The sequence below is a fragment of the Cyanobacterium sp. Dongsha4 genome (genome assembly GCF_036345015.1).
Lineage (GTDB): Bacteria > Cyanobacteriota > Cyanobacteriia > Cyanobacteriales > Cyanobacteriaceae > PCC-10605.
The window spans coordinates 3,637,228-3,660,225 of sequence record NZ_CP084098.1; the positions used below are offsets into that span (position 1 = coordinate 3,637,228).

General features: G+C 35.6%; 22 protein-coding genes. 14 read left to right on the forward strand and 8 right to left on the reverse strand.

The genetic code is table 11. From position 1 onward, the window contains the following. Nucleotides 1–37 precede the first annotated feature (37 nt). Both Dongsha4_RS15645 and Dongsha4_RS15650 read left to right on the forward strand, forming a co-directional pair. Complete coding sequence (locus Dongsha4_RS15645; protein ID WP_330203240.1) at nucleotides 38–739, forward strand: pirin family protein; 702 nt, start codon at nucleotides 38–40, stop codon at nucleotides 737–739. Between the two features lie 45 nt (nucleotides 740–784). Continuing rightward, on the forward strand, nucleotides 785–1,390 hold the full coding sequence (locus Dongsha4_RS15650; RefSeq protein WP_330203241.1) for a nitroreductase family protein: 606 nt from the start codon (nucleotides 785–787) through the stop codon (nucleotides 1,388–1,390). 52 nt (nucleotides 1,391–1,442) lie between these two features. Here the strand turns inward: Dongsha4_RS15650 and Dongsha4_RS15655 are convergent, their stop codons facing one another. From Dongsha4_RS15655 to kdpB, 4 genes are all read right to left on the reverse strand, one after another. Further along, entirely contained in the window at nucleotides 1,443–2,522 is a 1,080-nt protein-coding gene (locus Dongsha4_RS15655) for a universal stress protein (RefSeq protein WP_330203242.1), read from the reverse strand. 36 nt (nucleotides 2,523–2,558) lie between these two features. Then, the gene (gene kdpC / locus Dongsha4_RS15660; protein ID WP_330203243.1) at nucleotides 2,559–3,137 is read right to left on the reverse strand and encodes a K(+)-transporting ATPase subunit C; all 579 of its coding nucleotides are present in this window, start codon (nucleotides 3,135–3,137) and stop codon (nucleotides 2,559–2,561) included. Between the two features lie 75 nt (nucleotides 3,138–3,212). After that, complete coding sequence (gene kdpF / locus Dongsha4_RS15665; protein ID WP_330203244.1) at nucleotides 3,213–3,419, reverse strand: K(+)-transporting ATPase subunit F; 207 nt, start codon at nucleotides 3,417–3,419, stop codon at nucleotides 3,213–3,215. 96 nt (nucleotides 3,420–3,515) lie between these two features. Further along, nucleotides 3,516–5,579 (reverse strand): potassium-transporting ATPase subunit KdpB, encoded by a 2,064-nt coding sequence (kdpB, locus tag Dongsha4_RS15670; protein WP_330203245.1) that lies wholly within the window; start codon nucleotides 5,577–5,579, stop codon nucleotides 3,516–3,518. 37 nt (nucleotides 5,580–5,616) lie between these two features. On the opposite strand from kdpB, the gene Dongsha4_RS15675 reads away from it, so the two are divergent. After that, on the forward strand, nucleotides 5,617–5,814 hold the full coding sequence (locus tag Dongsha4_RS15675) for a type II toxin-antitoxin system HicB family antitoxin (RefSeq protein ID WP_330203246.1): 198 nt from the start codon (nucleotides 5,617–5,619) through the stop codon (nucleotides 5,812–5,814). Continuing rightward, nucleotides 5,811–6,014, forward strand: a complete 204-nt coding sequence (locus tag Dongsha4_RS15680; protein WP_330203247.1) for a type II toxin-antitoxin system HicA family toxin — start codon at nucleotides 5,811–5,813, stop codon at nucleotides 6,012–6,014. The genes Dongsha4_RS15675 and Dongsha4_RS15680 overlap by 4 nt, the downstream gene beginning before the upstream one ends. Nucleotides 6,015–6,023: 9 nt before the next feature. Here the strand turns inward: Dongsha4_RS15680 and kdpA are convergent, their stop codons facing one another. Continuing rightward, nucleotides 6,024–7,706: a potassium-transporting ATPase subunit KdpA gene (gene kdpA, locus Dongsha4_RS15685; RefSeq protein ID WP_330203248.1), complete on the reverse strand. Its 1,683-nt coding sequence runs from the start codon at nucleotides 7,704–7,706 to the stop codon at nucleotides 6,024–6,026. A gap of 226 nt (nucleotides 7,707–7,932) precedes the next feature. Between kdpA and Dongsha4_RS15690 the strand changes: the two genes are divergently transcribed. From Dongsha4_RS15690 to Dongsha4_RS15700, 3 genes are read left to right on the forward strand one after another with little or no spacing between them, the layout of a single operon-like run. Continuing rightward, nucleotides 7,933–8,532 (forward strand): DedA family protein, encoded by a 600-nt coding sequence (locus Dongsha4_RS15690; protein ID WP_330203249.1) that lies wholly within the window; start codon nucleotides 7,933–7,935, stop codon nucleotides 8,530–8,532. A 22-nt stretch (nucleotides 8,533–8,554) separates the two neighbouring features. Next, nucleotides 8,555–9,625: a sensor histidine kinase gene (locus Dongsha4_RS15695; protein WP_330203250.1), complete on the forward strand. Its 1,071-nt coding sequence runs from the start codon at nucleotides 8,555–8,557 to the stop codon at nucleotides 9,623–9,625. Between the two features lie 49 nt (nucleotides 9,626–9,674). Continuing rightward, on the forward strand, nucleotides 9,675–10,295 hold the full coding sequence (locus tag Dongsha4_RS15700; RefSeq protein ID WP_330203251.1) for a response regulator transcription factor: 621 nt from the start codon (nucleotides 9,675–9,677) through the stop codon (nucleotides 10,293–10,295). Nucleotides 10,296–10,360: 65 nt separating this feature from the next. Here Dongsha4_RS15700 and Dongsha4_RS15705 read toward each other — a convergent pair whose 3' ends face one another. After that, the gene (locus tag Dongsha4_RS15705; RefSeq protein WP_425590767.1) at nucleotides 10,361–10,633 is read right to left on the reverse strand and encodes an efflux RND transporter permease subunit; all 273 of its coding nucleotides are present in this window, start codon (nucleotides 10,631–10,633) and stop codon (nucleotides 10,361–10,363) included. Between the two features lie 321 nt (nucleotides 10,634–10,954). Between Dongsha4_RS15705 and rodA the strand changes: the two genes are divergently transcribed. From rodA to Dongsha4_RS15725, 4 genes are all read left to right on the forward strand, one after another. Continuing rightward, nucleotides 10,955–12,178 (forward strand): rod shape-determining protein RodA, encoded by a 1,224-nt coding sequence (rodA, locus tag Dongsha4_RS15710; protein WP_330203252.1) that lies wholly within the window; start codon nucleotides 10,955–10,957, stop codon nucleotides 12,176–12,178. 418 nt (nucleotides 12,179–12,596) lie between these two features. Beyond that, the gene (gene ppsA, locus Dongsha4_RS15715; protein WP_330203253.1) at nucleotides 12,597–15,107 is read left to right on the forward strand and encodes a phosphoenolpyruvate synthase; all 2,511 of its coding nucleotides are present in this window, start codon (nucleotides 12,597–12,599) and stop codon (nucleotides 15,105–15,107) included. 210 nt (nucleotides 15,108–15,317) lie between these two features. After that, a complete protein-coding gene (locus tag Dongsha4_RS15720; protein WP_330203254.1) occupies nucleotides 15,318–16,154 on the forward strand; it encodes a hypothetical protein in 837 nt (278 codons plus the stop codon). Between the two features lie 47 nt (nucleotides 16,155–16,201). Next, nucleotides 16,202–16,660 (forward strand): nitrate reductase associated protein, encoded by a 459-nt coding sequence (locus Dongsha4_RS15725; RefSeq protein WP_330203255.1) that lies wholly within the window; start codon nucleotides 16,202–16,204, stop codon nucleotides 16,658–16,660. A gap of 164 nt (nucleotides 16,661–16,824) precedes the next feature. Here the strand turns inward: Dongsha4_RS15725 and Dongsha4_RS15730 are convergent, their stop codons facing one another. Beyond that, entirely contained in the window at nucleotides 16,825–17,730 is a 906-nt protein-coding gene (locus Dongsha4_RS15730; protein WP_330203256.1) for a serine hydrolase, read from the reverse strand. Between the two features lie 124 nt (nucleotides 17,731–17,854). Here Dongsha4_RS15730 and Dongsha4_RS15735 point away from each other — a divergent pair, with 124 nt between their 5' ends. Further along, a complete protein-coding gene (locus tag Dongsha4_RS15735) occupies nucleotides 17,855–18,667 on the forward strand; it encodes a glutathione S-transferase family protein (protein ID WP_330203257.1) in 813 nt (270 codons plus the stop codon). A 172-nt stretch (nucleotides 18,668–18,839) separates the two neighbouring features. Then, nucleotides 18,840–19,748, forward strand: coding sequence for a peptide chain release factor N(5)-glutamine methyltransferase (gene prmC / locus Dongsha4_RS15740; RefSeq protein ID WP_330203258.1), 909 nt, complete (start codon nucleotides 18,840–18,842; stop codon nucleotides 19,746–19,748). 84 nt (nucleotides 19,749–19,832) lie between these two features. Here the strand turns inward: prmC and Dongsha4_RS15745 are convergent, their stop codons facing one another. Continuing rightward, nucleotides 19,833–20,234: a DUF309 domain-containing protein gene (locus Dongsha4_RS15745; RefSeq protein WP_330203259.1), complete on the reverse strand. Its 402-nt coding sequence runs from the start codon at nucleotides 20,232–20,234 to the stop codon at nucleotides 19,833–19,835. Between the two features lie 92 nt (nucleotides 20,235–20,326). On the opposite strand from Dongsha4_RS15745, the gene Dongsha4_RS15750 reads away from it, so the two are divergent. Beyond that, nucleotides 20,327–22,975 carry a chloride channel protein gene (locus Dongsha4_RS15750; RefSeq protein WP_330203260.1) on the forward strand — a complete coding sequence of 883 codons (2,649 nt, stop codon included), beginning with the start codon at nucleotides 20,327–20,329 and terminating at the stop codon, nucleotides 22,973–22,975. Nucleotides 22,976–22,998 lie beyond the last annotated feature (23 nt).

Consider the following 22,998-nt stretch of genomic DNA (forward strand, 5'->3'; position numbering starts at 1 on the left):
AGATAAGAAAACAAATGGGAAAAAAACGATTACAACCATGATTACTATTCGCCCAAGTGAAGAAAGAGGAAAAGCCTATTTAGGATGGCTTGACAGTAAACATACTTTTTCTTTTGGTAGTTACTATGATCCTAATTACATGGGTTTTGCCAGTTTACGAGTAATCAATGAAGACAAAATTTCACCCACTCAAGGCTTTAACACCCATAGTCATCAAAACATGGAAATAATTACCTATGTTTTAGAGGGAGAATTAGAACATAAAGACAGTATCGGTAATGGTTCAATTATTCGCCCCGGTGATGTGCAAAGAATGTCTGCAGGTAGAGGAATCGCCCATAGTGAATTTAATCCCTCATCTCAAGAAACAGTCCATCTACTGCAAATTTGGATTCAACCAAATCAAATAGGAGTTGACCCCAGTTATGAACAAAAATACTTTGCCCATGATGAAAAACAAGGAAAATTAAGACTAATTGCTTCTGAAGATGGTAGAGAAGGATCTGTCAAAATTCACCAAGATGCTAGTCTTTATGTGACGCTTTTGGGCAAAAATGAAGAAATTAAGCATAATATTCCTGAAAATCGCTCTTTATGGTTACAAATAGTTAGAGGTTCAGGAAAAATTAACGGTCATATCGTTAATGTTGGTGATGGTGTTGCTATCACTCAAGAAAAGAAATTAGACTTTATAGCTACTGAAGATAATACAGAAATTTTATTATTTGATCTAGCCTAGAATATTTCCATCCAATGACTTTCAAAAAGGAGAATTAAGAATCCAATGAATACATTAGAAGCAATCTATCAACGTCGCTCCGTTAAAGCCTTTGATCCTAATCACAAAATTACCCCAGAAGAAGAAAAACAACTGCTAGAGGCAACAATCCAAGCCCCAACCAGTTTTAATATTCAACATTGGCGTTTTGTAATTCTCCGAGATCCCCAATTAAGACAAAAAATTCGTCAAGAATATGGTAACAATCAAGCTCAAATGACTGATGCCTCTCTTTTGATTCTATTTACTGCCGACGTAAAAGCATGGCAAAAAAATCCTTCTCGCTATTGGCAAAATGCCCCTCAAGAGGTAGCGGATTTATTGGTTAACTGGATTGCACCTTTCCATGAAGGTAGAGAATGGTTACAGAGAGACGAAGCCCAACGCTCCATCGGTATGGCAATGCAAAATTTAATGTTAGCGGCAAAAGACATGGGTTATGATTCTTGTCCGATGATTGGCTTTGACATTGAGAAAGTGGCGGAGTTAGTCAATTTGCCAGAAGATTATGTTATTGGTCCTATGGTAGCAATTGGGAAAAAAATTAAAGAACCCTGGCCTAAACCCGGACAAATTCCCTTGGAGGATTTAATAGTAGAAAATTCTTTTTAAGGGAAATTACTTATTTTGTTGACGTAAAACTCCCATTTAATTAATTAAAACTTCAATGATTAGTGGCAATAATATGTAAATCAATTTGTTTTTTCCAGATTAATCTCATCAATTTTCGAGTAAAAGAGCCTCTAAGTAAACTTTTCCACACAGACTGTTGACTTTCACCAATGACGATTTGGGTAATTTTTTCCTTTTCAGCAATAAATGCGATCGCACTTGGCACGTTATAATCTTCTATACGCAAGAAAGTACCTTCAAAATCTCGGCAAAGTTGTTGACAAGTTTCGATGTGTAAGGCTTCTGTTTTAGAGAGAAAATGATCAGGATTTTTAACAAATAAAACAAAAAGAGGGGCATTCATATAATTAGCCAATCTAGCACCCCGTCGTAATAAGCGTAAGGAATTAGGATAAGTAGAAACGCAAACTAAAACTCTTTCTTGAATGGGGTATGATTCAGTTGCAGAAAAAGACTCTTGGGCTTCTTCCTCCACTGTGTCAGCCACTTCTCGCAATGCTAACTCTCTCAAGGCGATTAAATTTTTACGTTGGAAGAAATTTTGTAAAGATTGCTCAATTTTGTTACTAGCATAAATTTTACCGGTTAATAGGCGTTCTTCGAGAGTTTCTGGGGTAACATCAATAACGACTACTTGATCAGCTTCTTCTAAAATGCGATCTGGAATACGTTCTCGAACTACTACGCCCGTAATTTTAGCCACAAGATCATTGAGACTTTCTAAATGTTGAATATTGACTGTAGAATAGACATCAATTCCAGCTTTGAGAATTTCCTCCACATCTTGATAACGCTTTAGATAACGAGAGTTAGGAATATTAGTATGGGCTAATTCGTCAATTAAAACCAATTGGGGATTTCTATTTATAATCCCCTCGGTATCCATTTCCGTTAAAGTTTGACTACCTTGATTAATAGACTGACGGGGTATAACTTCCAAACCTTTAGCTTGTAATAAAGTCTCTTGACGGTTGTGGGTTTCTAAAAGTCCGATAACTACGTCAATACCTTGTTGTTTAAGACTTTTAGCTTCCTGTAACATTTTATAGGTTTTGCCAACTCCCGGAGCCATACCTATAAATATTTTATGCTTACCTAGCTTTTGGTTCATTTTTTTCTCGCAAAGACACAAAGTCACAAAGAAGTGTTAAAGGTTATCAAGAGCTAGATTAAGTTTTAGTACATTTACTCTAGGTTCGCCAAAAATACCTAAAAATCGTTCTTCCGTATGGCTTTTAACTAAGTCTTGTAGCTTATTGGGTTCAAGATTTCGTGCGATCGCAACTCTTTCAACTTGATTTAAAGCAGATTCAGGGGTAATATGGGGATCTAAACCAGAGCCTGAAGTGTAAACTAGATCAATAGTAGGATTAATCTTAGCTGAATTTAACACATCAACTTGGGCAGTAATAAATTCCATTAGTTCAGGATTACTAGGGGCTAAATTACTTGCACCAGATACCCCCGTATCACCAGCATCATCACCTGTACTGTAGTTAATAACACTAGGACGACTCCAGAAATACTGATCAGATTTGAAGGGTTGCCCAATTAAACTAGAACCAATAATATTATTTTGATTATCTTTAATTAAACTGCCATTAGCTTGAAAAGGGATAAATATTTGTCCAAAAAGTAAAATAAATAAAGGATACATAATTGCTGTGATTAACCATAAAATAAGAGTTGCACGAATGGCTTTAGTAAAATCGTTAATAGAAAGCATTGTAGTTATTCTCCGTTAAAAAAATGGTATATTTTGATCTTGCAAAAACACAAAGAAGAAAGAAACGAAACAAAATTAAAACTTTTCGGGTTGAAAAATAACGACAAAAAGGTAAATAAATAAACTAATTGTCACTAATCCTAATAGTCCTAAAGCATAGGATTGTCCCTTAGAAAAAACCTGATTTGTATTGGCATAAACTAGAGGTGAAATCAATATATTAACCACTAAAATCGAGAACAAATAAACAGATAACTTATCAGAAAAAAATCTACTTTTCATAATCTTAAAAACCGTAAGTAACAGAAATCAGAAATAGATAAAACAACCTTTGCACTCTTTTAGAGACTTTTCACCTTTGCTCATCGAGGCGTGAGATTAAGCCAAACCTACAGCACTAACCATCATGTCAATAACTTTAATGGCAATAAAAGGGGCAATTACACCACCTAAACCATAGATTAAGATATTTCGTTGCAATAATTGATCAGCAGTCAAAGCTCGAAATTTAACACCCTTGAGTGCAATGGGAATTAACGCAGGAATAATCAAAGCATTGTAAATTAAAGCCGATAAAATAGCGGATTGAGTACTACTTAAATCCATAATATTTAATGCCCCAATTCCCGTACTAGCAAAAATTGCGGGGATAATGGCAAAGTACTTGGCAACGTCATTGGCGATCGAAAATGTAGTTAAAGCACCACGAGTGATAAGTAACTGTTTACCGATGGTGACAATATCAATTAACTTAGTGGGATCGGAATCTAAATCCACCATGTTAGCGGCTTCTTTGGCGGCTTGTGTGCCAGAGTTCATAGCAACACCCACGTTAGCTTGAGCAAGGGCTGGAGCATCATTTGTACCATCTCCCGTCATAGCCACCAGTTTACCTTCTGCTTGTTCACGGCGGATTACTTCGATTTTGTCTTCGGGAGTAGCTTCAGCAATAAAGTCATCTACTCCTGCTTCTTGGGCAATGACAGATGCAGTAATTTGATTATCCCCTGTTAACATAATAGTACGAATACCCATGCGACGCATTTGGTCAAAACGTTCTCGGATACCGGGTTTAATAATATCTTTAAGATAAATTACGCCGAAAATATCACTACCCTGACAGACGGCCAGAGGAGTACCACCTAAACGGGATACTTTTTCGTAGGTGCGATCGAGATCATTGGAAACATTACCACCTCTGGAACGCACAAAACCTTTGATGGCATCCACTGCACCTTTACGAATTTCGATACCAGTGTCTAAATCTGTACCACTCATACGAGTACGAGCAGAAAATTCAATGCCTGTAGCCGTATTAATATCAAAATCAACTTGAGAGCCTAATTGTTGAGCTAAATCAACGATCGATCTTCCTTCGGGGGTCTCGTCAAAAAGACTGGAAATCAAAGCAATATTCGCTACTTCGGCCAAAGTATGACCATTGACAGGGATAAACTCCTCTGCTAAACGATTACCTAATGTAATAGTACCTGTTTTGTCTAATACTAGAGTATTAATATCCCCACAGGCTTCCACGGCTCTGCCGGAAGTAGCAATGACATTAAATTGAGAAACTCGATCCATTCCTGCAATGCCGATCGCACTCAGTAAACCACCGATAGTAGTGGGAATGAGAGCAACTAACAGAGAAATCAACACAGCAATACTAACAGGATTATTCACATAATTAGCGATGGGAGGCATAGTAGCGATAACGATTAAGAAAACCTGCGTCAAAACCGCTAAAAGTACCGTTAAAGCTATTTCATTGGGGGTTTTGCTTCTTTGCGCCCCTTCGACCAAATTGATCATGCGATCGATAAAACCCTTACCCGGATCAGCCGTAACCCTTATAACTAGCTCATCAGAAATAATACGAGTACCACCAGTCACCGAACTAGCAATATCCGTACCCGGTTGCTTTAAAACAGGAGCAGATTCCCCTGTAATAGCGGATTCATCCACCGAAGCCATGCCACCGATGACCTCACCATCGGTAGGAATTATATCCCCCGCAATGACCTTTATTTGGTCATCTCGTTTTAAACTGGTAGAATTAACCTCTTTAATTAAGCCATTAGGAAGAATGAGACGGGCGATCGTATCGCTTTTAGTAGCACGGAGAGCATCCGCTTGAGCTTTACCCCTACCTTCTGCCACCGCTTCTGCAAAATTAGCAAATAAGACAGTTGAGAATAAAATAAGAGTTATTAAACCGTTAAAAAGTCTTTGATTAGAGTCATTAAAATCACCAAAAAGACTAGGATTTATTGTTACTAAAAAGGTGATAATTGTGCCAATCCAGACAAGAAACATGACGGGATTTTTGATGGCAATTTTAGGATTTAATTTGACAAAAGATTGTTTAATTGCTCTGGTATAAAGCCCTTGATTTTTGGCTTTGGGTGTATGTTTTCGTTGCGATCGAGGTGGTTTATTCATGATAGGATGAAGAATATACAATTAAAATTCAGTAGTTATGAAAATTAAAGTTTTAGTGTGGCAAGAGGATGATGTTTGGTGTGCAAGTGTACCTTCTCTTAAAGGTTGTCATACTTGGGGAGAAAGTTATGAACATTTGTTAGAAATGGTGAAGGAGGCAATCGAACTTTATTTAGATGATTCTATTGAAGAAGAAATACCTGAAAATTATCAACTAATTGAGTTAGCCTTATGAAATCTATTTCAGGGAAAAAACTCGCTAAAATTTTAGAAAAGAAAGGCTGGATATTAGTTAAAACTAGAGGTAGCCATTTTAAATATGAAAAAGGACAAGATTCTCTTATAGTGCCTATTCATGGTAATAAAGATTTACCGATTGGAACTCTTAAAAGTATTATGAAAGATGCGAACTTAACAGAAAATGATTTAGTTTAATTTTACAATTCACGATAAGGTAAATCCTTCGGCGATCGCTCCTAAAGCTAATACAGGGAAAAAAGTTAATGCACCTAAGATTAAGATCACCCCTGCGGTTACACTGGTGAATAAAACTGTATCTGTCCGTAATGTACCAGAAGTTAAAGGTACAACTTGTTTTTTCGACATATTATCAGCTAACAACAACAAAGCAATTATCGGCACATATCTACCTAAAATTAAACTAAAGGTTGCACTTAAATTCCACCAGAGAGTATTATCACCTAATCCTTCAAAACCTGAACCATTGTTGGCGGCTGCCGATGAATATTCAAAGACGACTTGAGATATACCATGAAATCCGGGGTTACTTATTCCCGCTAAGGTTTCAGGAAAGGCTAAAGTAATGGCACTAGGGATTAAAATAGCGATGGGATGCACCAATAAAATGATACTGGCTAAGACTATTTCAGGTTTTTCGATTTTTCTCCCTAAAAATTCCGGTGTCCTTCCTACCATTAATCCTGTTAAAAATACGGTTAAAATCAGATAAATGAATAGGTAAGCCGTACCTGTACCTTGTCCTCCCCAGATTATTTGTAAGAACAGGTTAAATATGGTACTGAATCCCCCCGTAGGCATAAGCGAATCGTGCATTCCATTTACAGCACCGCACATAGTACCTGTTGTCATTACTGCCCATAAAGCGGTTTGACTCCAGCCAAATCTGACTTCTTTACCTTCTAAATTTGGTTGATTTTCCCCTAATAAGTTATTAACTAAGGGATTTCCATAATATTCTCCCACTGCGGTTACAGCTATTAAGACGGCAAAGATACTAAATACCATGCCATAGATTAACCATGCTTGACGTTTATTGTTGACAAATATCCCATAGGTATAAATTAGAGATGTGGGAATGCTCATCATCGCCAGAATGGTAAATAGATTGGAGAAAGCATTAGGATTTTCGTAAGGATGAGCGGAATTAATGCCAAAAAAACCGCCTCCATTTTCCCCCAATTCTTTGATAATTTCAAAATGGGCGACAGGTCCGATCGCAATTACTTGATTTGCTCCTTCTAAGGTTGTCGCTGTTACTGGTGGAGATAAGGTTTCGGGTACTCCTGAAATAATCAGTACGATCGCCCCTACAATAGAAATAGGTAATAAAATCCGAGTAATAGACAAAGTTAAATCCACATAAAAACTACCTAATCTTTGCCCTGTTAAACCTCGAATAAATGCGATCGCCACCGCTAACCCTGTACCTGCTGAAGTAAACATCAAAAACCCCAAAGCCAAAACCTGAGAAGCATAACTAAAAGTAGTTTCCCCGGAATAATGTTGTTGATTGGTATTAGTTAGAAAAGAGATAGCAGTATGTAATCCCAAATCCCAGCTAGGTGCTGATAAATTAGTGGGATTGAAAGGTAAGAATCCCTGAGTCATGAGAATTAAATAAACTAAAATACCCATAACCAAATTACTGACGATGACATCCTTAACATACTGATAACCAGTGCTGTTAGTGGCTTCGAGTATTCGGAGTCCAAATAAGGGATATAATCGACTTTCTATGGGTTTTAAAAATCTATCCAAAAAGGTAGGCTTTCCCAAAAACACACAAGCCATATAATTCCCTAATATGGGAGTGATAATCACCACCAACACAAGGGTTAAAATAATTTGCAAAAATCCTTGCCACATGAGTTGATAAAAATAAAATTCATTAATTAAATCTTAAAAAATTAAATTTTATAAATCCCTAAACAAACGTATAACTTTGCGTTTATATTTACTAAACACTTATCTAAACTTCGTAAAATTTTGATAGTTTTCCCGCAAAAAAAATGACTATTCCATGCCATAATATTAAACTCAATTCTAATTAACTTATTGATTAAATTAATAACAAAAGGTAGTGTTATTTTTTATGACTGAATGGATTATAAATACAATGAATTCTTTGGGATATGTGGGGATTGCCTTATTGATGTTTTCTGAAAACTTATTTCCTCCAATTCCTTCGGAATTAATCATGCCTTTGGCTGGTTTTTCTATTTCTCAAGGGCAAATGGAATTGATTCCTGCGATCGCATCTGGCACTATTGGAACAATTTTAGGAGCTTTTCCTTGGTATTATCTGGGCAGAATTATGGATGAGTCAAAATTAGAAAAATTAGCAAATAAATACGGAAAATGGATTTTTGTTTCTGGAGGCGATATTCAAAAAGCGAATAAATGGTTTAATAAATATGGACATATAGCAGTGTTAGTAGGAAGATTAGTACCGGGGGTAAGGACTTTAATTTCTCTTCCGGCGGGAATAAATAATATGAAGATAAATTCTTTTATAATTTATTCCACTGTTGGCACATTAATTTGGATTTCTTTACTCACAAGTGCTGGTTATATCTTAGGTGAAAATTATACTTTAATAGAAAAATATATAGCACCCATATCTAAAATAGCTTTACTAAGCATTGTATTTTTATTCGTAATTTGGGTCATCAAAAAACAAATGAAAAAATAAATTTTCTCTCCTATTTCAAGCCATGCAACCAACCTTAAAACCTTTTGAGACTCTACGCTTTTGGGAGAAAAAAAAACTTCTTATTCTCTCTGTATTTATTATCCTTATAACCCTTGAATTTAAAACTCCTCCAGCTTATGTATTTGGCTATCTTTACACCGGTGCAATCTTATTAGTTAATGTGTCCTATGGTGGTAAAGCAACTTTCATCGCTACAATTATTTCCGTATTCTTAACTCTTCTTAATTTATATGTACATATTGGTACTGTAATTGAACTACCAACTCTTGCCAATCGTTTAATTGCGACTCTCTCTTTAATCGTTACTGGTTGGTTAAGTAACAGTAACCGTATCTATCAACAAAAAATAGTCGAACAACAAACTAAATTAAAGTCTCAGGAAGAATTAGTGAGATTAAGACAAGATTTTGCTTCTACCCTCACCCACGACTTAAGAACACCTTTACTAGGTGCGATCGAAACTATAAAAGCCTTTCAAAATAAGCAATTTGGGGAAATTACACCTACTCAGATAAAGGTACTAGCCACGATGATTCGTTCTCATCAATCTAGCCTACAATTAGTCAATACTTTGTTAGACGTTTATCGCAACGACTTAGAAGGCTTACATTTGAAGTTATATCCCTTAGATTTAACGGTTTTAGTGGAAGAAGTAGCTAACAGTCTAACTTCCTTAGCTTTGTCAAATCAGGTTTATCTTACCTTCAACTATGGTGATTCAGATTTTCGTCAATCTTTATGGGTTAATGGGGATGCCTTTCAGTTAAAGCGAGTCTTAGCAAATTTGCTCATAAATGCTATTAATCATTCTCGTCGGGGCGATCGCATTGAGATTATTTTATCCTCAAACACTGTTAAAATATTGGACTATGGTTCAGGCATTAAACCAGATGATTTCCCCTTTTTATTTGATCGATTTTACCAGTCTAACAGCGATCGACAAGCAAAGGGTACTGGTTTAGGTTTATATCTCTGTCGTCAAATTATTGAAGCTCATGGTGGTAAAATTTGGGCAGAGAATCACTCTAAAGGTGCTATTTTTGGTTTTACTCTTCCTGTTTATCAGGGTTGATTTTTCCCTCGCAAAGGCGCAAAGAAAGAGACAAAGGAGTGTTGTGGTTATGTTAAAAATTCTCCTAGTAGAAGATGATGAATTATTCCGTTTAGGACTTTCAGTTAGATTACAACAAGAAACTGATTTGCACATTGTAGCGGAGGCAGAAGACGGAGAAACGGCCGTTAATCTTACTAATCGTCATCCTTTGGATTTAGTTCTACTTGACATCGGATTACCTCGTATGAGTGGCTTAGAAGCCTGTTACAAAATTAAGTCAAATCATCCTAAGTTGCCTATTCTTGCCCTTACATCTCACTCAGAACCTTCTTTAATTAATCGTTTGATCGAGGTTGGTATTCAAGGTTATTGTCTTAAGGGTATTCCTGCTGAAACTTTAATTTTAGCTATTCGTTCTGTGGTTGCTGGTGCTTCATGGTGGGATTCTAAGGCTACTCACGAAATTCAATCGGCTTTTACTTCTACGTCTAATTCTGTTTTAGATGCTTTGACTGAACGAGAACGAGAAATTCTCGAATTGATGGCACAAGGAAAATCGAATCAAGAAATTGCTAAAATGCTCTATATTACCTCTGGTACGGTTAGGGTTCATACTCATTCTATGATCCAAAAATTAGGAGTATGCGATCGCACTCAAGCTATTCTTTTATTTCACAATTTTTCCTAATGAATGAAGCAGATTGAAATTCATGGGAATTGATGGGCAATACCCATACCCACCCTATAAAATTTCTAATTAACAGCTATTCTGTCTTCTTTTTGCACAAAATCATTAATTTTTCTTTGATTTTCTCTTGATTTCGGCACTAAACACTTACCAAATTGGGCATAAAGGGCAGGTATAACCAATAAAGTTAAGGCTGTAGAAGTAAATAAACCTCCCAAAACTAGGATCGCCAACGGTTGTAATATTTCATTACCTGCACCACTAGCCATGACTAAAGGCAACATTCCCAAAGCCGAGGTTAAAGCCGTCATTAAAATAGCTTTTACCCTTTCACTCATAGCCTTTATATACTACTACTTTCACGGGAATATCTTGGCTAAATTTTTGGTTATATTGTTAGTTAAAATAACATTGAGACACTTAGTAAAATTATGTAGGGTAAGCATCGCTCACCAATCGAGAGTTTTAGGAGTTTTTAATATTATTAAACTGTTTTATTCTTATTTTGTATCTTACTGCCTTTCTTCCTGAAGTATTCTTTGAAGAATTTGACAACATCCCTGACTCTGTTTGGAAAAAGCTCATGAGTTAATAGGATTTTATAAGAAGTTTATTATATTTAGAATGCAAACTAGCAAAATTAGGACAGAAGCCATTTTATGAATAATACAAACAGAAGCCTTGATTGGTTTTTGATTACCCTTGTTGTAGGCATTAGCGGTTTTGGTAGCTTAATCATTTATACCACCCAATTATATAAACAGGGATCAGATTGGCAGCAACAATTAATTATGGTTGTGATTGGAAGTGCTATTTTATTAGGACTATCTTATTTTCCTTATGAATTATTGCTAAAGTTTCATTGGCTTACTTATGGAATCACAAACTTACTATTAGTGGCAGTGATTTTTTTTGGTACTACCATTAATGGGGCGCAAAGTTGGATTTATATTGGTAGCTTTAATTTTCAGCCCTCAGAATTTGCCAAAATTGGTTTAATAATTACCTTAGCGGCTCTATTACATTTTCGTGATGCTTCAAGAGTATCCCGTTTAATCCCCATTGCTTCAACTGTTGCTTTACCTTGGTTATTAATTATGGCACAACCAGATTTAGGTACAGGGTTAGTATTTGGGGCGATTACTTTCACGATGCTTTATTGGGCAAATGCTAATTTGGGTTGGATTCTGTTAATTCTCTCTCCTCTTGTATCTGCTTTCCTATTTAATTTATTCCTCCCAGCATGGTTAATTTTTGTGGTAGTTATGATTCTCATTGCTTGGTTTACTTTACCAAGAGGGGCTATTTGGGCATTAATTACCCTGAGTGCAAATTACATGGCAGGAGTTTTAGGACATATTTTATGGGACTTGCTCAAACCTTATCAGAAAGACCGTTTAACCTTGTTTTTAGACCCTGAAAAAGATCCTTTAGGGGGGGGCTACCATTTAATTCAATCTCGCATTGCTATTGGCTCTGGTGAGCTTTGGGGTAATGGTTTATTTGAAGGTACTCAAACTCATCTTAATTTTGTTCCCGAACAACATACAGACTTTATTTTTAGTGCCATTGGTGATCAATTGGGATTTATAGGTGCGATCGCAACTTTAGTAGTTTATTGGTTTATTTGTTTGCGATTAGTAGTCATTGCTAGTAGGGCAAGAGATGATTTTGGCTCTTTAATAGCCATTGGAGTTTTAGGGATGATTGCTTTTCAAACCATTGTGAATATCGGTATGACTATTGGATTAGCACCTATTACAGGAATTCCTTTACCCTTACTTAGTTATGGACGTTCATCCCTACTTAGTAATTTTATCGCTTTTGGTATCGTAGAAGCGATCGCTGCTAATATTCCCAAGAAAAATACATCTTCCCGTTAATCAACATTTTTCAGTATTCAATATTCACTATTTTAATCTTTGCAACAAATAATTAAGTTTTTTCTCAAAAATAAAAATATAGATATTATATCTGTTTTAATAAAATTAGATTTAGATAAAAAAAACTAAATTAAACAGTTTAATTAATTGTGAGGGAAATGTTTTAGATAGATTCAAAGTCCCATATAATTTCGCTTTAGCTTTATTGTGATATTTGGTTTATTCTATATTTTCCTAAAGTAAAGATTCAATTGTTAGGGGAACTTTTGTTAAAATTTGCTCGAAATTAATTAAGAAGATCATTAAGAAAATCTTAAAAAAATAATCTTTTAGATCAAAATTATTGAAGAAAAATTAACAGAGGTTCTTCCCAAAATTTTATTAAGTTACTCCATTGTAGTAAAGGAGAGATTTTATTATGGTACACTCTGCCCCAGAAAGAATTGCATCCCCCCAAAAACAAGATAAGTTCGTACTTTGGTTTGAAGAGGTAGGTATTGAAGATGTGCCTCTAGTGGGAGGAAAAAACGCTTCTTTAGGAGAAATGATCCAGCAATTGAGTGCAAAAGGTGTAAATGTCCCTACAGGCTTCGCTACTACTGCTTATGCTTATCGCTACTTTATCAAAAAAGCAGGTTTAGAAACCCAATTACGCCGTATTTTCGCCAATTTAGATGTGGAAGATTTGCCCAATTTACAGGCTGTTGGTCGTCAAGCTAGGGCATTAGTATTAAATACTCCTTTCCCTAAAGAGTTAGAGTTAGCCATTTCTGATGCTTACTTTAAACTATGTCAACGGTATGGTGCTGATCCTAGTCTTTGTACCACCGAAGATGAAGAGGAAATTATGCGCTTACGAAATTGTGTCTATGATACAGATGTAGCGGTCAGATCCTCGGCAACGGCGGAAGATTTACCCGATGCTAGTTTTGCAGGGCAACAGGAGACTTATTTAAACGTTCATGGAGTGAAAAATGTTTTAGAGTCCTGTCATAAGTGTTTTGCGTCTATTTTCACCGATCGCGCTATCTCTTATCGTACCGTGAAAAACTTTGATCACTTTGAGGTTGCGTTGTCTGTAGGTGTGCAAAAAATGGTGCGATCAGATCTTGCTTCTTCAGGGGTAATGTTCAGTATTGACACAGAAACAGGCTTTAAGGATGCGGCTTTCGTTACATCTGCCTATGGTTTGGGTGAAAACGTGGTACAAGGTGCGGTTAACCCTGATGAATTTTTCGTTTTCAAACCCACTCTAAAACAAGGCTTTAAACCGATTTTAAATAAACGTCTTGGCTCGAAAGAGATCAAAATGGTGTATGACTTGGGCGGTGGTAAACAGGTTAAAAACGTTCCCGTATCTGAATCAGAGCGTCTGCAATATTCTATCACCGATGAAGAAGCCTTAATCCTTGCTCGTTGGGCTTGTATTATTGAGGAGCATTATAGCGAAAAACGGGGTCAAAATAGCCCAATGGATATAGAATGGGCAAAAGATGGTCAAACTGGCGAGTTATTTATTGTCCAAGCCCGTCCTGAAACGGTACAATCACAAAAATCCGGTAGTGTACTCCGTGACTATAAACTCAAAGGCACAAGCAATATTCTTGTCGCAGGTCGTGCCGTAGGAGAAATGATCGGACAGGGTAAAGCCCGTGTTATCCTTGATGTCCATAAAATCGGTGAGTTTAAAGCTGGTGAAGTGCTTGTAACCAACAAAACCGATCCCGATTGGGAACCTATTATGAAAAAAGCAAGTGCGATCGTCACTAATCAAGGAGGAAGAACTTGTCACGCCGCAATTATTGCCCGTGAAATGGGTATTCCAGCCATCGTCGGTTGTGGTAATGCTACAGGTATCCTCAAAACAGGGCAAGAAATTACTGTGTCTTGTTCGGAAGGAGAAGAAGGACGGGTGTATGAAGGTTTAGTACCCTTTGATATTATCGAAACCCAACTGGACAATTTACCCAAAACTCGCACAAAAATCTTGATGAATGTGGGTAATCCTGAAGAAGCCTTCAAATTAGCCTCGATTCCTTGCGATGGCGTTGGTTTAGCCCGTTTAGAGTTCATTATCGCTAATCATATCAAAGCCCATCCTTTAGCGTTAATGAAATATGATGAATTAACCGATGAATCTGTTAAGAAAGAGATTGCGGAGTTAACTTTAGGCTATCAAAACAAAGCCGATTTCTTCGTGGATAAAGTTGCTCAGGGTGTAGGCACGATCGCAGCCGCTTTTTATCCTAATCCAGTGGTAGTAAGGATGTCTGACTTCAAATCCAATGAGTATGCTAACTTGTTAGGCGGTGCAGACTTTGAACCCAAAGAAGAAAACCCCATGATTGGGTGGCGTGGTGCGTCTCGTTACTACGATGAAAAATACCGTGAAGCCTATGGTTTAGAATGTAAAGCCTTAAAACGAGTTCGTGACGAAATGGGCTTAACTAACGTAATTCCGATGATTCCTTTCTGTCGCACTCCCTATGAAGGTCGCCGTGTGTTAGCAGAGATGGAAAAACATGGCTTAAAACGGGGTGAAAACGGCTTAGAAGTCTATGTAATGTGCGAAATTCCCAGTAACGTCATTTTAGCGGATCAATATAGCGAAATCTTTGATGGTTTCTCCATTGGTTCAAATGACCTAACACAGTTAACCTTAGGGCTCGATCGCGATTCCTCATTAGTAGCACATATCTTCGATGAACGCAACGACGCAGTTAAGGATATGGTACGCATGGTAATTGAAAAAGCGAAACGCAATAATCGTAAAATCGGTATTTGTGGACAAGCACCCAGTGATTACCCTGAATTTGCCCGTTTCTTAGTAGAATTAGGCATTGACTCCATCAGTTTAAATCCTGATTCTTTACTCAAAACCTTACTTGATATTGCTAAATTAGAGGAAAGATTAGACGCAAATCGATAATTAAACACTAAACAAACAATTATTAGTTCATTAAATTTATCCCTCTTTTTAGGGGGATTTTTTTGTAACCATAGTCATTATATTTGAGTTGTGTAAAAAAATAATAAATAATTTATATTGAAAATTTTGTTGCTATGCTAATCTAAAAAGAAAATAAGATAGAGTCTTTTTCTTCCTGAAACTTTTATTATCAAATCAACACTAATACCCATGACCAATTCTTCCTCATCATCCAAACCGCTAATCAATGATGTTAACTGGTATGCGATCGCATCTAAAATAAGAAACCAAAATGAAAAATTAAAAGCGAAAATTAGTGATTTAGAGAATCTTATAGAAGAACAAAAACAGCAAATAAAAATTCAAGTAATAAAAAATCAAGACTATTCTAATTTAGAAGAAAATCAACAAAAAGAGGTTGAAAATTTAAAGAAAGAAATGGTTAACAAAAATCAACAAATAGAAAAACAAAAAGAAACCATTGAAACTTTAACAGAACAACTAGAAAAAATTCAACAACAAACAGCCCGTTTAGAAAGAGAATGTTCCTTACTTCAAGATAATTATAACGACCAACAACATCAACTTAAACAAGTAGAAAAAGAAAATAAAGAATTAAAAATTAGATTACAAAGGCAACAAAGATATAATATTCAGTATAAAACAGCTTTAGATCAAGTAATTGGTGCTTCTTCCGCAGATAATAATAGTTTAAATATAAACCCTTTATCTAATAATAATTTATCCCCTTTAACAAATCATGTATCCTCTAATCAATCCGATAATAAAGGAGAAAATAAAAATTCCACACCCTCAACAATTGATGAAAAAAACCACCCCATAGAAAACATATTAAATACCCCTTCTTTCTCCGAAGATAATACAGAAGTTAAACAAAACGCATCCCTCAATTTACCATTAAAAAACCAAGATAGTAATAACAATCGAGAGAAAAAAGAAGGGAATAACGGACGTAATCAAGAAAAAAAACAGAAAAAAAGAGGGTTTATACAATTACCTCAATTTGGGAAAAAAAATAAAGACTAAAACTGAAATTTTCATATTTTGTCAAACATTGAAATTAGATTATTGAAATGACCATTTTTTTTGAATTTGAACAAGATTTTGTTAACTCCCTAAGATGTATTCCCATGATAGTTAGATATAAATTAGATACTTGCGGAGTCAAACTAAAACTTAATCACTGGCATGAATTTAATAAGGAAGAAAAAGATTCTTTAGTGCATAAACCCTGCAAAACTGCTCAAGAAATCAAGGAATATGCTGATTACTTGCAAGAATTAGTTAAAGAAAAAACAGGAGAGTATGCAAAAAATTTAGAAATAGAATCTAACCCTAAATGGTCAAATATAGAGGAAATACCAGAACAAGTTATTAAAAAAGCAGAAGAATTTAACTTTCAGTTAACATTATCACAATGGCAAAATTTAGATGATTTACAAAGGTTTGTCTTAATTAAATTGAGTAAATCTGGTCATGAAAATCGTAATTTTTTACCCGCTTTAAAGGAATTTAAACTTATCAACTATTGACCCATAAGGCACTCATATTTAAAGTAAGAAAATCAATTTAGTTACTGTTTTTGTCAAAATCCGTTAAATTTAGCTCATAACTCCGAACTCAGGTTGTTGCCCCTTGCCTTGCCTTAATTATTAATTGTTAATTGCCTTTGCCCACTAAACTAAAAATCATATCTTTAAGATTCAGAAACATCGATTTTTTGAATTTCCATTATAAATTGATGAGAGATAAAAGGAATTAGGTTTCGCTGACGACTCGCTTTTCCCTCAGTGAAGATGACGAATAAATAAGAGGTTGAGTTAGGTAGGGTAATATATGCACAATCATGACGTACTTGCGAAGTCCATCCAGCTTTAGACCAAATTTGAGCATTATTAGGTACGCTTTCACCAATAAAACCGTTAATTTGATTTTCTTCATCATTTATCCCCAATTTCTTTTTACTAGCATCTCTTTTGAGCAAATTTCGCATTTTTTCACAGGCTTTATCCGTTACTACTAAATTATTCATGATGCTATAAAGTAATCTAGCGACGGCATTGGTAGTTAACATATTTCGATTCTCATAGTTTTCCCCTAAAAATATTCTTTCTCTTCCATAAGCACCATCACACCAAGTTTTCTGATTAACGTTGATAGGGGCAAATTCTTCCCAGTTATAACTCTGGAAATAGTCATTTATCATATTCCTTTGTTTTTGCCATTGACGAAATTCTAATTCTGGTAACTCATATCCTGATGTAGTTTGAGTAAGAGTATCCATAACCAGACTGGTGGCATCATTACTCGATTCTATAATCATATCTCTCACAGCGCGATCAAACTCTGAGGAGGGTTGAATTTTTCCCTGATTTAACCATTCTTCCACCGCCACTAAATAGAATAATTTGACAATACTTGCAGGATAGATTTTTTCGTTTCCCCGATAGCTAAAACCCTGCAAAGGAGATTTCTCTTTATTCTCCATAATTACTGTCAAAGCAATGTGATTTTTTTTTAACGAAGGGAATTTTTGCCATGTCTTTTCTAAAATATTCTCTGTAGTTTGAGAAAGATGATGATTAGTGACAAAAAAAGTCATTGGAAATCTCCAAAAATTGATAACAAAATCAATGTAACCCAATTTTTCTCTTAACTAATCTCGATAATTGATTATTAGTTGTTAAAGTATAGATGTTAAGTTTTATAACAATTGAAATCTTACTATGTTAGAACTATATCAATTTGAACTTTCTCAATTTTCTGAAAAGGTTAGACTTATCCTTGACTACAAGGGTTTGGAATACAAAAAAGTAGAAGTTACCCCCGGTATTGGACAATTAGAAGTTTATAAAATTTCAGGACAAAGACAAGTTCCCGTGTTAAAAGATGGTGATACTATCATTGCCGATTCAACGGAAATTGCTTTATATTTAGATCGTAAATACCCAGAAAAGCCTTTAATTCCAACCGATGGAGTTGCTAGAGGTAAATGTTTATTGATGGAAGAATGGGCGGATGAATCTTTGGGTTTAAAAGGGCGTAAGGCTTTCTTTCATGCCTTAAATCATTACCCCAGTTTTCGCTCTTCTTTTCTGCCCGAAAATACCCCTGATATTCTCAAGACTTTTGTTAATGCTTTCCCTTCAGAAATTATGGATGTTTTCAGTTTGGGAGTAGGTTTCGGAAAAGATGTTTTAAAAGAAGCGGAAAAGGGTTTAAAGCAAGATTTAGAGGCTTTAACTTTGATTTTACATGACCAACCCTATTTAACAGGAGATAAACCCACTTTAGCCGATTTAACGGTGGCGGCGTTGACGACTATCATTAAGTTTCCTTCTGTGACTTATTATGATTTAGATATTAATTTAGAAGGTAAAGGTATTCCGGGTTTAGCTGATAATAGCGCTTATGAGCCTTTCTTTACATGGCGCGATCGCATCTATGCTGATTTTAGACAACCTGTAGATAAATCTAACCGTAATAATTCTAGTGGAAATAGTGGAGATAATAAACCAACCACCATTGAGATTGAGTAGTTTAGTCATTGTAATCGTTCGAGAGAAAGAGTTATAGAGGTTTGGGGTATAGGGATGTTAGGGTGTTAGCGAGAAGTTAATTAAACACTTTTGCCCTCCTCCCCTTTTAAGGGGAGATAAAGGGAGGTTTGCCCCTTGCCCTTTTAATTGTTAATTTTTAATTGTTAACTGGATGAAATTTGAAATTACTGGAAAAGATTTATTTAATTGGTATCAATCAGCGAAAAGAGATTGTTTAAATAACAAGATTAATATTAGTGAACTTAATTTATTTATTACAGAATTAACATTTTTAAATAAACTTGATTTACAGTTAAATAATTATCAAAATAAAGAATTAATAAGCAGTAAATTTTCCTTAGATAAATTAGAAACAATATGGGATTTGAGGATAACTAAACGTTGTCCTGTTCAATATTTAATTGGTGAGTGTCATTGGCGTAATTTCACTTTAAAAGTAACTCCTGATGTTTTGATTCCTCGTCCTGAAACAGAGTTAATTATAGACTTAGCCTCAGAAATTACATTTAATTATTCTCACTTAAAAACAGGTAACTTTCTTGATTTAGGAACAGGAAGCGGTGCGATCGCACTTGGATTAGCAGAAGCATTTCCCAATAGTCATATTTATGCAGTTGATAATAGTAAATCTGCGTTAAAAATTGCTGAAGAAAATGCTCTTAAATACGGTTTTGAATCGAGAGTTAAATTTTGTCATGGTTCTTGGTTTGACCCGATAAATGACCTCAAAAACAGCTTTAGCTTGATTGTTTCTAATCCCCCTTATATTCCATCAGAAATGGTATTAGAATTAGAGCCTGAAGTAGTAAATCACGAACCAAAAATTGCTTTAGATGGAGGAAAAGACGGTTTAAAAGACATTCGTCATTTAATTGAAAATGCCCCTAATTTTTTAGTAAAAGACGGGTTTTTAATCCTAGAAATTATGGCAGGACAAGGTAAAATAGTTGAAGATATTTTAAAAAAAAATGGTAATTATAAAAATATTAAAATTGAGTATGATTTAGCCAGTTTAGATAGATTTGCGATCGCACAGTGCCATTTCGAGATCTACGCTTGAGAAGAAATTTAATTAAATACCCTTGTCCGTTGCCTTGTCTTAATTGCTAATTACTTATTCCTAATTGCCCTTTTCCTTATCAAATCAAGTATTATTAATTATTTTAATTGTTGGAAAATAAAGATTATTCTCTAGCTGTTTATTAAGCAAATTTTGATAAAAAATACTGACAGAATCGGGAACAATTTGCTGTAAAGCTAACAATAAATCATAACTTTCCTCTACCAATTTATCCACATTAATATCTAAATATTCAGGCTCATATTCCCTTAATTTACGGATACCTTCCCCTAACAAAATTACTGCCCCTTTCCAATTAATATTAGTTAAATGGTAGCAACCTACTGCCACTTGTAAAATACCTTGATAAAATGTTTTATCGGGTTCAACGGATTCCATCCAGATCGCTTCTAGGGTATCATGACAATCATAAAATTTTTGTTGATTAAACTCAGCGATCGCTTTTTGTAACTCAATATTGTCCATATATTTTAACTTTTAGGTTTTGGGCAACAATTTATCATTCACAATTCTCTAATACCCTAACATTACTAATAGCTAATTAATAAATCTCTGTCGTGGACAGCTTACCATTTCTGAAAACAGTAGTTCAAGGGCTAAACTGGTTCAAATCTCAACATTTTGCCCGAAACGCAATTTCTACTCGCTATGCCCTAGCGGAAGCCTGTCTAATCGGTATTTTTTCTGCGTTAGCCGCTTTGCTGTTAAAAGAAGGCATTAATTTTTTAGGCACTTATCGCTTACATCTAGTTAGCCAATGGGGTGCAATATATGTATTACCTCTATTTGGTTTAATCTTAGGTGGGATGGCAGGTTTTTTTGTAGAATCTATTTCCCCTAGTGCCGCAGGTGGAGGAGTACCACAAATTAAAGCCGCTTTAGCTAGAGCAAAAGTGCCCTTATCTTTTCGAGTAGCATTAGCCAAAATTATTGGTACAATTTTAGTATTAGGAGCAGGATTAACCCTCGGAAGAAGAGCTCCAACAGTGCATATTGGTGCAGCCTTAGCAGGTGAATTAACTCGTTATGTGCCTACTTCTCCTGAGCATCGCCGTCAGATGATAGCGGCGGGGGCGGCGGCAGGTTTAGCGGCAGGTTTCAACACTCCTATTGCTGGTGTAATGTTTGTGGTTGAGGAGTTAATGAGGGATATATCTAATTTAACTCTTGAAACCGCTATTGTTGCTTCTTTTACGGGGGCTGTTGTTTCCTTAATTTTAGAGTCTTCAAATTTACAGTTACCAAATCGCATTCTTAATATAGATGGTTTGGTTTTTCTTCCTAGTGATATTCCCTTCTATATTGTTTTAGGAATGATTGCTGGAATTTTGGGAGCATTATTTAATCGCAGTGTCTTATTAAGTTTACGCTGGAATGAAACATTAAAAATACCTTTAGCTTTGAGAATTGGTTTAGCAGGATTAATTTCAGGGGTAATAATTGCACTATTGCCCTCTTTTTTTCAGAATAATGCTGGAATTAGAGAATTTTTGATTCGAGGAGAATTGACAACCCCACAAATTGCCCTCGTTTTTGTTTCCCATTATATTCTTACCATTATCGCCGCAGGTAGTGGGGCTCCGGGGGGATTATTTGCTCCGGCCTTAATTATGGGTTCGGCTTTGGGTTATTTAATTGGTGATTTTGAGGGTTATATTTCTGGCACTGTGGCAACTCCTACATTTTCTTTGGTAGGAATGGGAGCTTTATTTACAGGGGTTGTGAGAGTTCCAGTGACGGCGATTATCATTGTGTTTGAATTGAATGCTAATTTTAATTTAGTATTGCCTTTAATGATTAGTTGTGCTGTTGCTTATATCAGTGCCGAGACTCTTGAAAGTGGTTCTATTTATCGCTATTTACTCCGCAATATGGGCATGGAATTGGAAGAAACGGAAGATGACTATTCTTCGGAAAATAACTTTCTAGCTCATTTAACTGCCGAGGATGTGATGCAATCTCAGGTGGAAACGGTTGCTCCTGATTTGACGGTAGCGCAACTATTAGAGTTAATGAGTGTTTCTCATCATCGTGGCTTTCCTGTAGTTAAGGATGGTAAGTTAGTGGGTATTGTCACTCAATCTGATTTGGTGAAAATTAATGCGGGAAAAAATCAAATTTCCATCGGTGAAATTATGACTAAAAATCCTGTGGTAATTAATGCGGATGCTAATTTAACAGATGTTTTATATTTACTCAATCGCTATCAATTATCTCGTTTACCTGTTTTAGAAAATGCTCGTTTGGTGGGTATTATTACTCGCACGGATATTATTCGGGCGGAGGTTAATGAGTTAAAGCCTGAAGTAACGGGAAAACAAAATAAATTCTATACTATTTATCAAACTTCTTCTCCTGCCGTGGGTAAGGGTTGTATTTTAGTGCCTATCGCTCCTGATGATGATTTTCGGGCTTTATTTAAAATTGCTAGTGCGATCGCATCCCAACGTCATTATGAGTTAGAATTTGTACAGGTAATCAAAGTACCAAAATATCAAGACCCTCATACAATTAAAGTAGATGCTAGAAGCGCCCGTCATTTAATGCACACCCTCGAAAGAATGGGGCGAAAAAAGAAAATTCCTACCCATACTCGTATTGTTGTGGCTCATTATCGCAGTGGGGTGGTGTTAGATATTATTAAACATAAACATATCAACATTTTGCTAATGGGATGGAAACAAAATCATCATGGGCAGGAGTTTATTTTCTCTCGTATGATTGATAGCCTGATTAATAAAGCTGAATGTGAGTTAATTTTGGTGAAACTGGGCAAAAAACAACAGTATTATCCTTATGCTTCTCCTGATTCAGGGGGGTTTGTCTTACCTATGGGGGGAGGGCCTAATGTGCAAGAAGGGTTAAAATTAGTCCCTGCGTTAATGAATATTTATGACAGAAAAACCTTACCTACTGTCTGGTTAACAAAAGTTCACTCTCCTGAAAAAACGAATATCAATTTACGTTACCTACAAAGTGCGGCTAGGCAATTACAAAAATACATTAATACAGAAATTCATGTTTTACCCCTTGCTTCCACTTCTATTGTTTCGGCTATTATTCAAGTAGCAGAAGTGCATAATTCTCAACTGGTGATTTTAGGGGCTTCCCGAGATAGTCTTTTAAAACAAGCATATAAAGGCAATATACCAGAAGCGATCGCAAATAGGTTAGACACAACAGTAATTATTGTCAGACTACCATAGAATTTCAAAGTTAGTAAATATTT

What these genes read in the sequence shown, in the direction of transcription:
- Dongsha4_RS15645 (WP_330203240.1), top strand. Translation starts at nt 38, where the DNA reads ATGATTACTATTCGCCCAAGTGAAGAAAGAGGAAAAGCCTATTTAGGA.
- Dongsha4_RS15650 (WP_330203241.1), top strand. Translation starts at nt 785, where the DNA reads ATGAATACATTAGAAGCAATCTATCAACGTCGCTCCGTTAAAGCCTTT.
- Dongsha4_RS15655 (WP_330203242.1), bottom strand. Translation starts at nt 2,522, where the DNA reads ATGAACCAAAAGCTAGGTAAGCATAAAATATTTATAGGTATGGCTCCG.
- kdpC (WP_330203243.1), bottom strand. Translation starts at nt 3,137, where the DNA reads ATGCTTTCTATTAACGATTTTACTAAAGCCATTCGTGCAACTCTTATT.
- kdpF (WP_330203244.1), bottom strand. Translation starts at nt 3,419, where the DNA reads ATGAAAAGTAGATTTTTTTCTGATAAGTTATCTGTTTATTTGTTCTCG.
- kdpB (WP_330203245.1), bottom strand. Translation starts at nt 5,579, where the DNA reads ATGAATAAACCACCTCGATCGCAACGAAAACATACACCCAAAGCCAAA.
- Dongsha4_RS15675 (WP_330203246.1), top strand. Translation starts at nt 5,617, where the DNA reads ATGAAAATTAAAGTTTTAGTGTGGCAAGAGGATGATGTTTGGTGTGCA.
- Dongsha4_RS15680 (WP_330203247.1), top strand. Translation starts at nt 5,811, where the DNA reads ATGAAATCTATTTCAGGGAAAAAACTCGCTAAAATTTTAGAAAAGAAA.
- kdpA (WP_330203248.1), bottom strand. Translation starts at nt 7,706, where the DNA reads ATGTGGCAAGGATTTTTGCAAATTATTTTAACCCTTGTGTTGGTGGTG.
- Dongsha4_RS15690 (WP_330203249.1), top strand. Translation starts at nt 7,933, where the DNA reads ATGACTGAATGGATTATAAATACAATGAATTCTTTGGGATATGTGGGG.
- Dongsha4_RS15695 (WP_330203250.1), top strand. Translation starts at nt 8,555, where the DNA reads ATGCAACCAACCTTAAAACCTTTTGAGACTCTACGCTTTTGGGAGAAA.
- Dongsha4_RS15700 (WP_330203251.1), top strand. Translation starts at nt 9,675, where the DNA reads ATGTTAAAAATTCTCCTAGTAGAAGATGATGAATTATTCCGTTTAGGA.
- Dongsha4_RS15705 (WP_425590767.1), bottom strand. Translation starts at nt 10,633, where the DNA reads ATGAGTGAAAGGGTAAAAGCTATTTTAATGACGGCTTTAACCTCGGCT.
- rodA (WP_330203252.1), top strand. Translation starts at nt 10,955, where the DNA reads ATGAATAATACAAACAGAAGCCTTGATTGGTTTTTGATTACCCTTGTT.
- ppsA (WP_330203253.1), top strand. Translation starts at nt 12,597, where the DNA reads ATGGTACACTCTGCCCCAGAAAGAATTGCATCCCCCCAAAAACAAGAT.
- Dongsha4_RS15720 (WP_330203254.1), top strand. Translation starts at nt 15,318, where the DNA reads ATGACCAATTCTTCCTCATCATCCAAACCGCTAATCAATGATGTTAAC.
- Dongsha4_RS15725 (WP_330203255.1), top strand. Translation starts at nt 16,202, where the DNA reads ATGACCATTTTTTTTGAATTTGAACAAGATTTTGTTAACTCCCTAAGA.
- Dongsha4_RS15730 (WP_330203256.1), bottom strand. Translation starts at nt 17,730, where the DNA reads ATGACTTTTTTTGTCACTAATCATCATCTTTCTCAAACTACAGAGAAT.
- Dongsha4_RS15735 (WP_330203257.1), top strand. Translation starts at nt 17,855, where the DNA reads ATGTTAGAACTATATCAATTTGAACTTTCTCAATTTTCTGAAAAGGTT.
- prmC (WP_330203258.1), top strand. Translation starts at nt 18,840, where the DNA reads ATGAAATTTGAAATTACTGGAAAAGATTTATTTAATTGGTATCAATCA.
- Dongsha4_RS15745 (WP_330203259.1), bottom strand. Translation starts at nt 20,234, where the DNA reads ATGGACAATATTGAGTTACAAAAAGCGATCGCTGAGTTTAATCAACAA.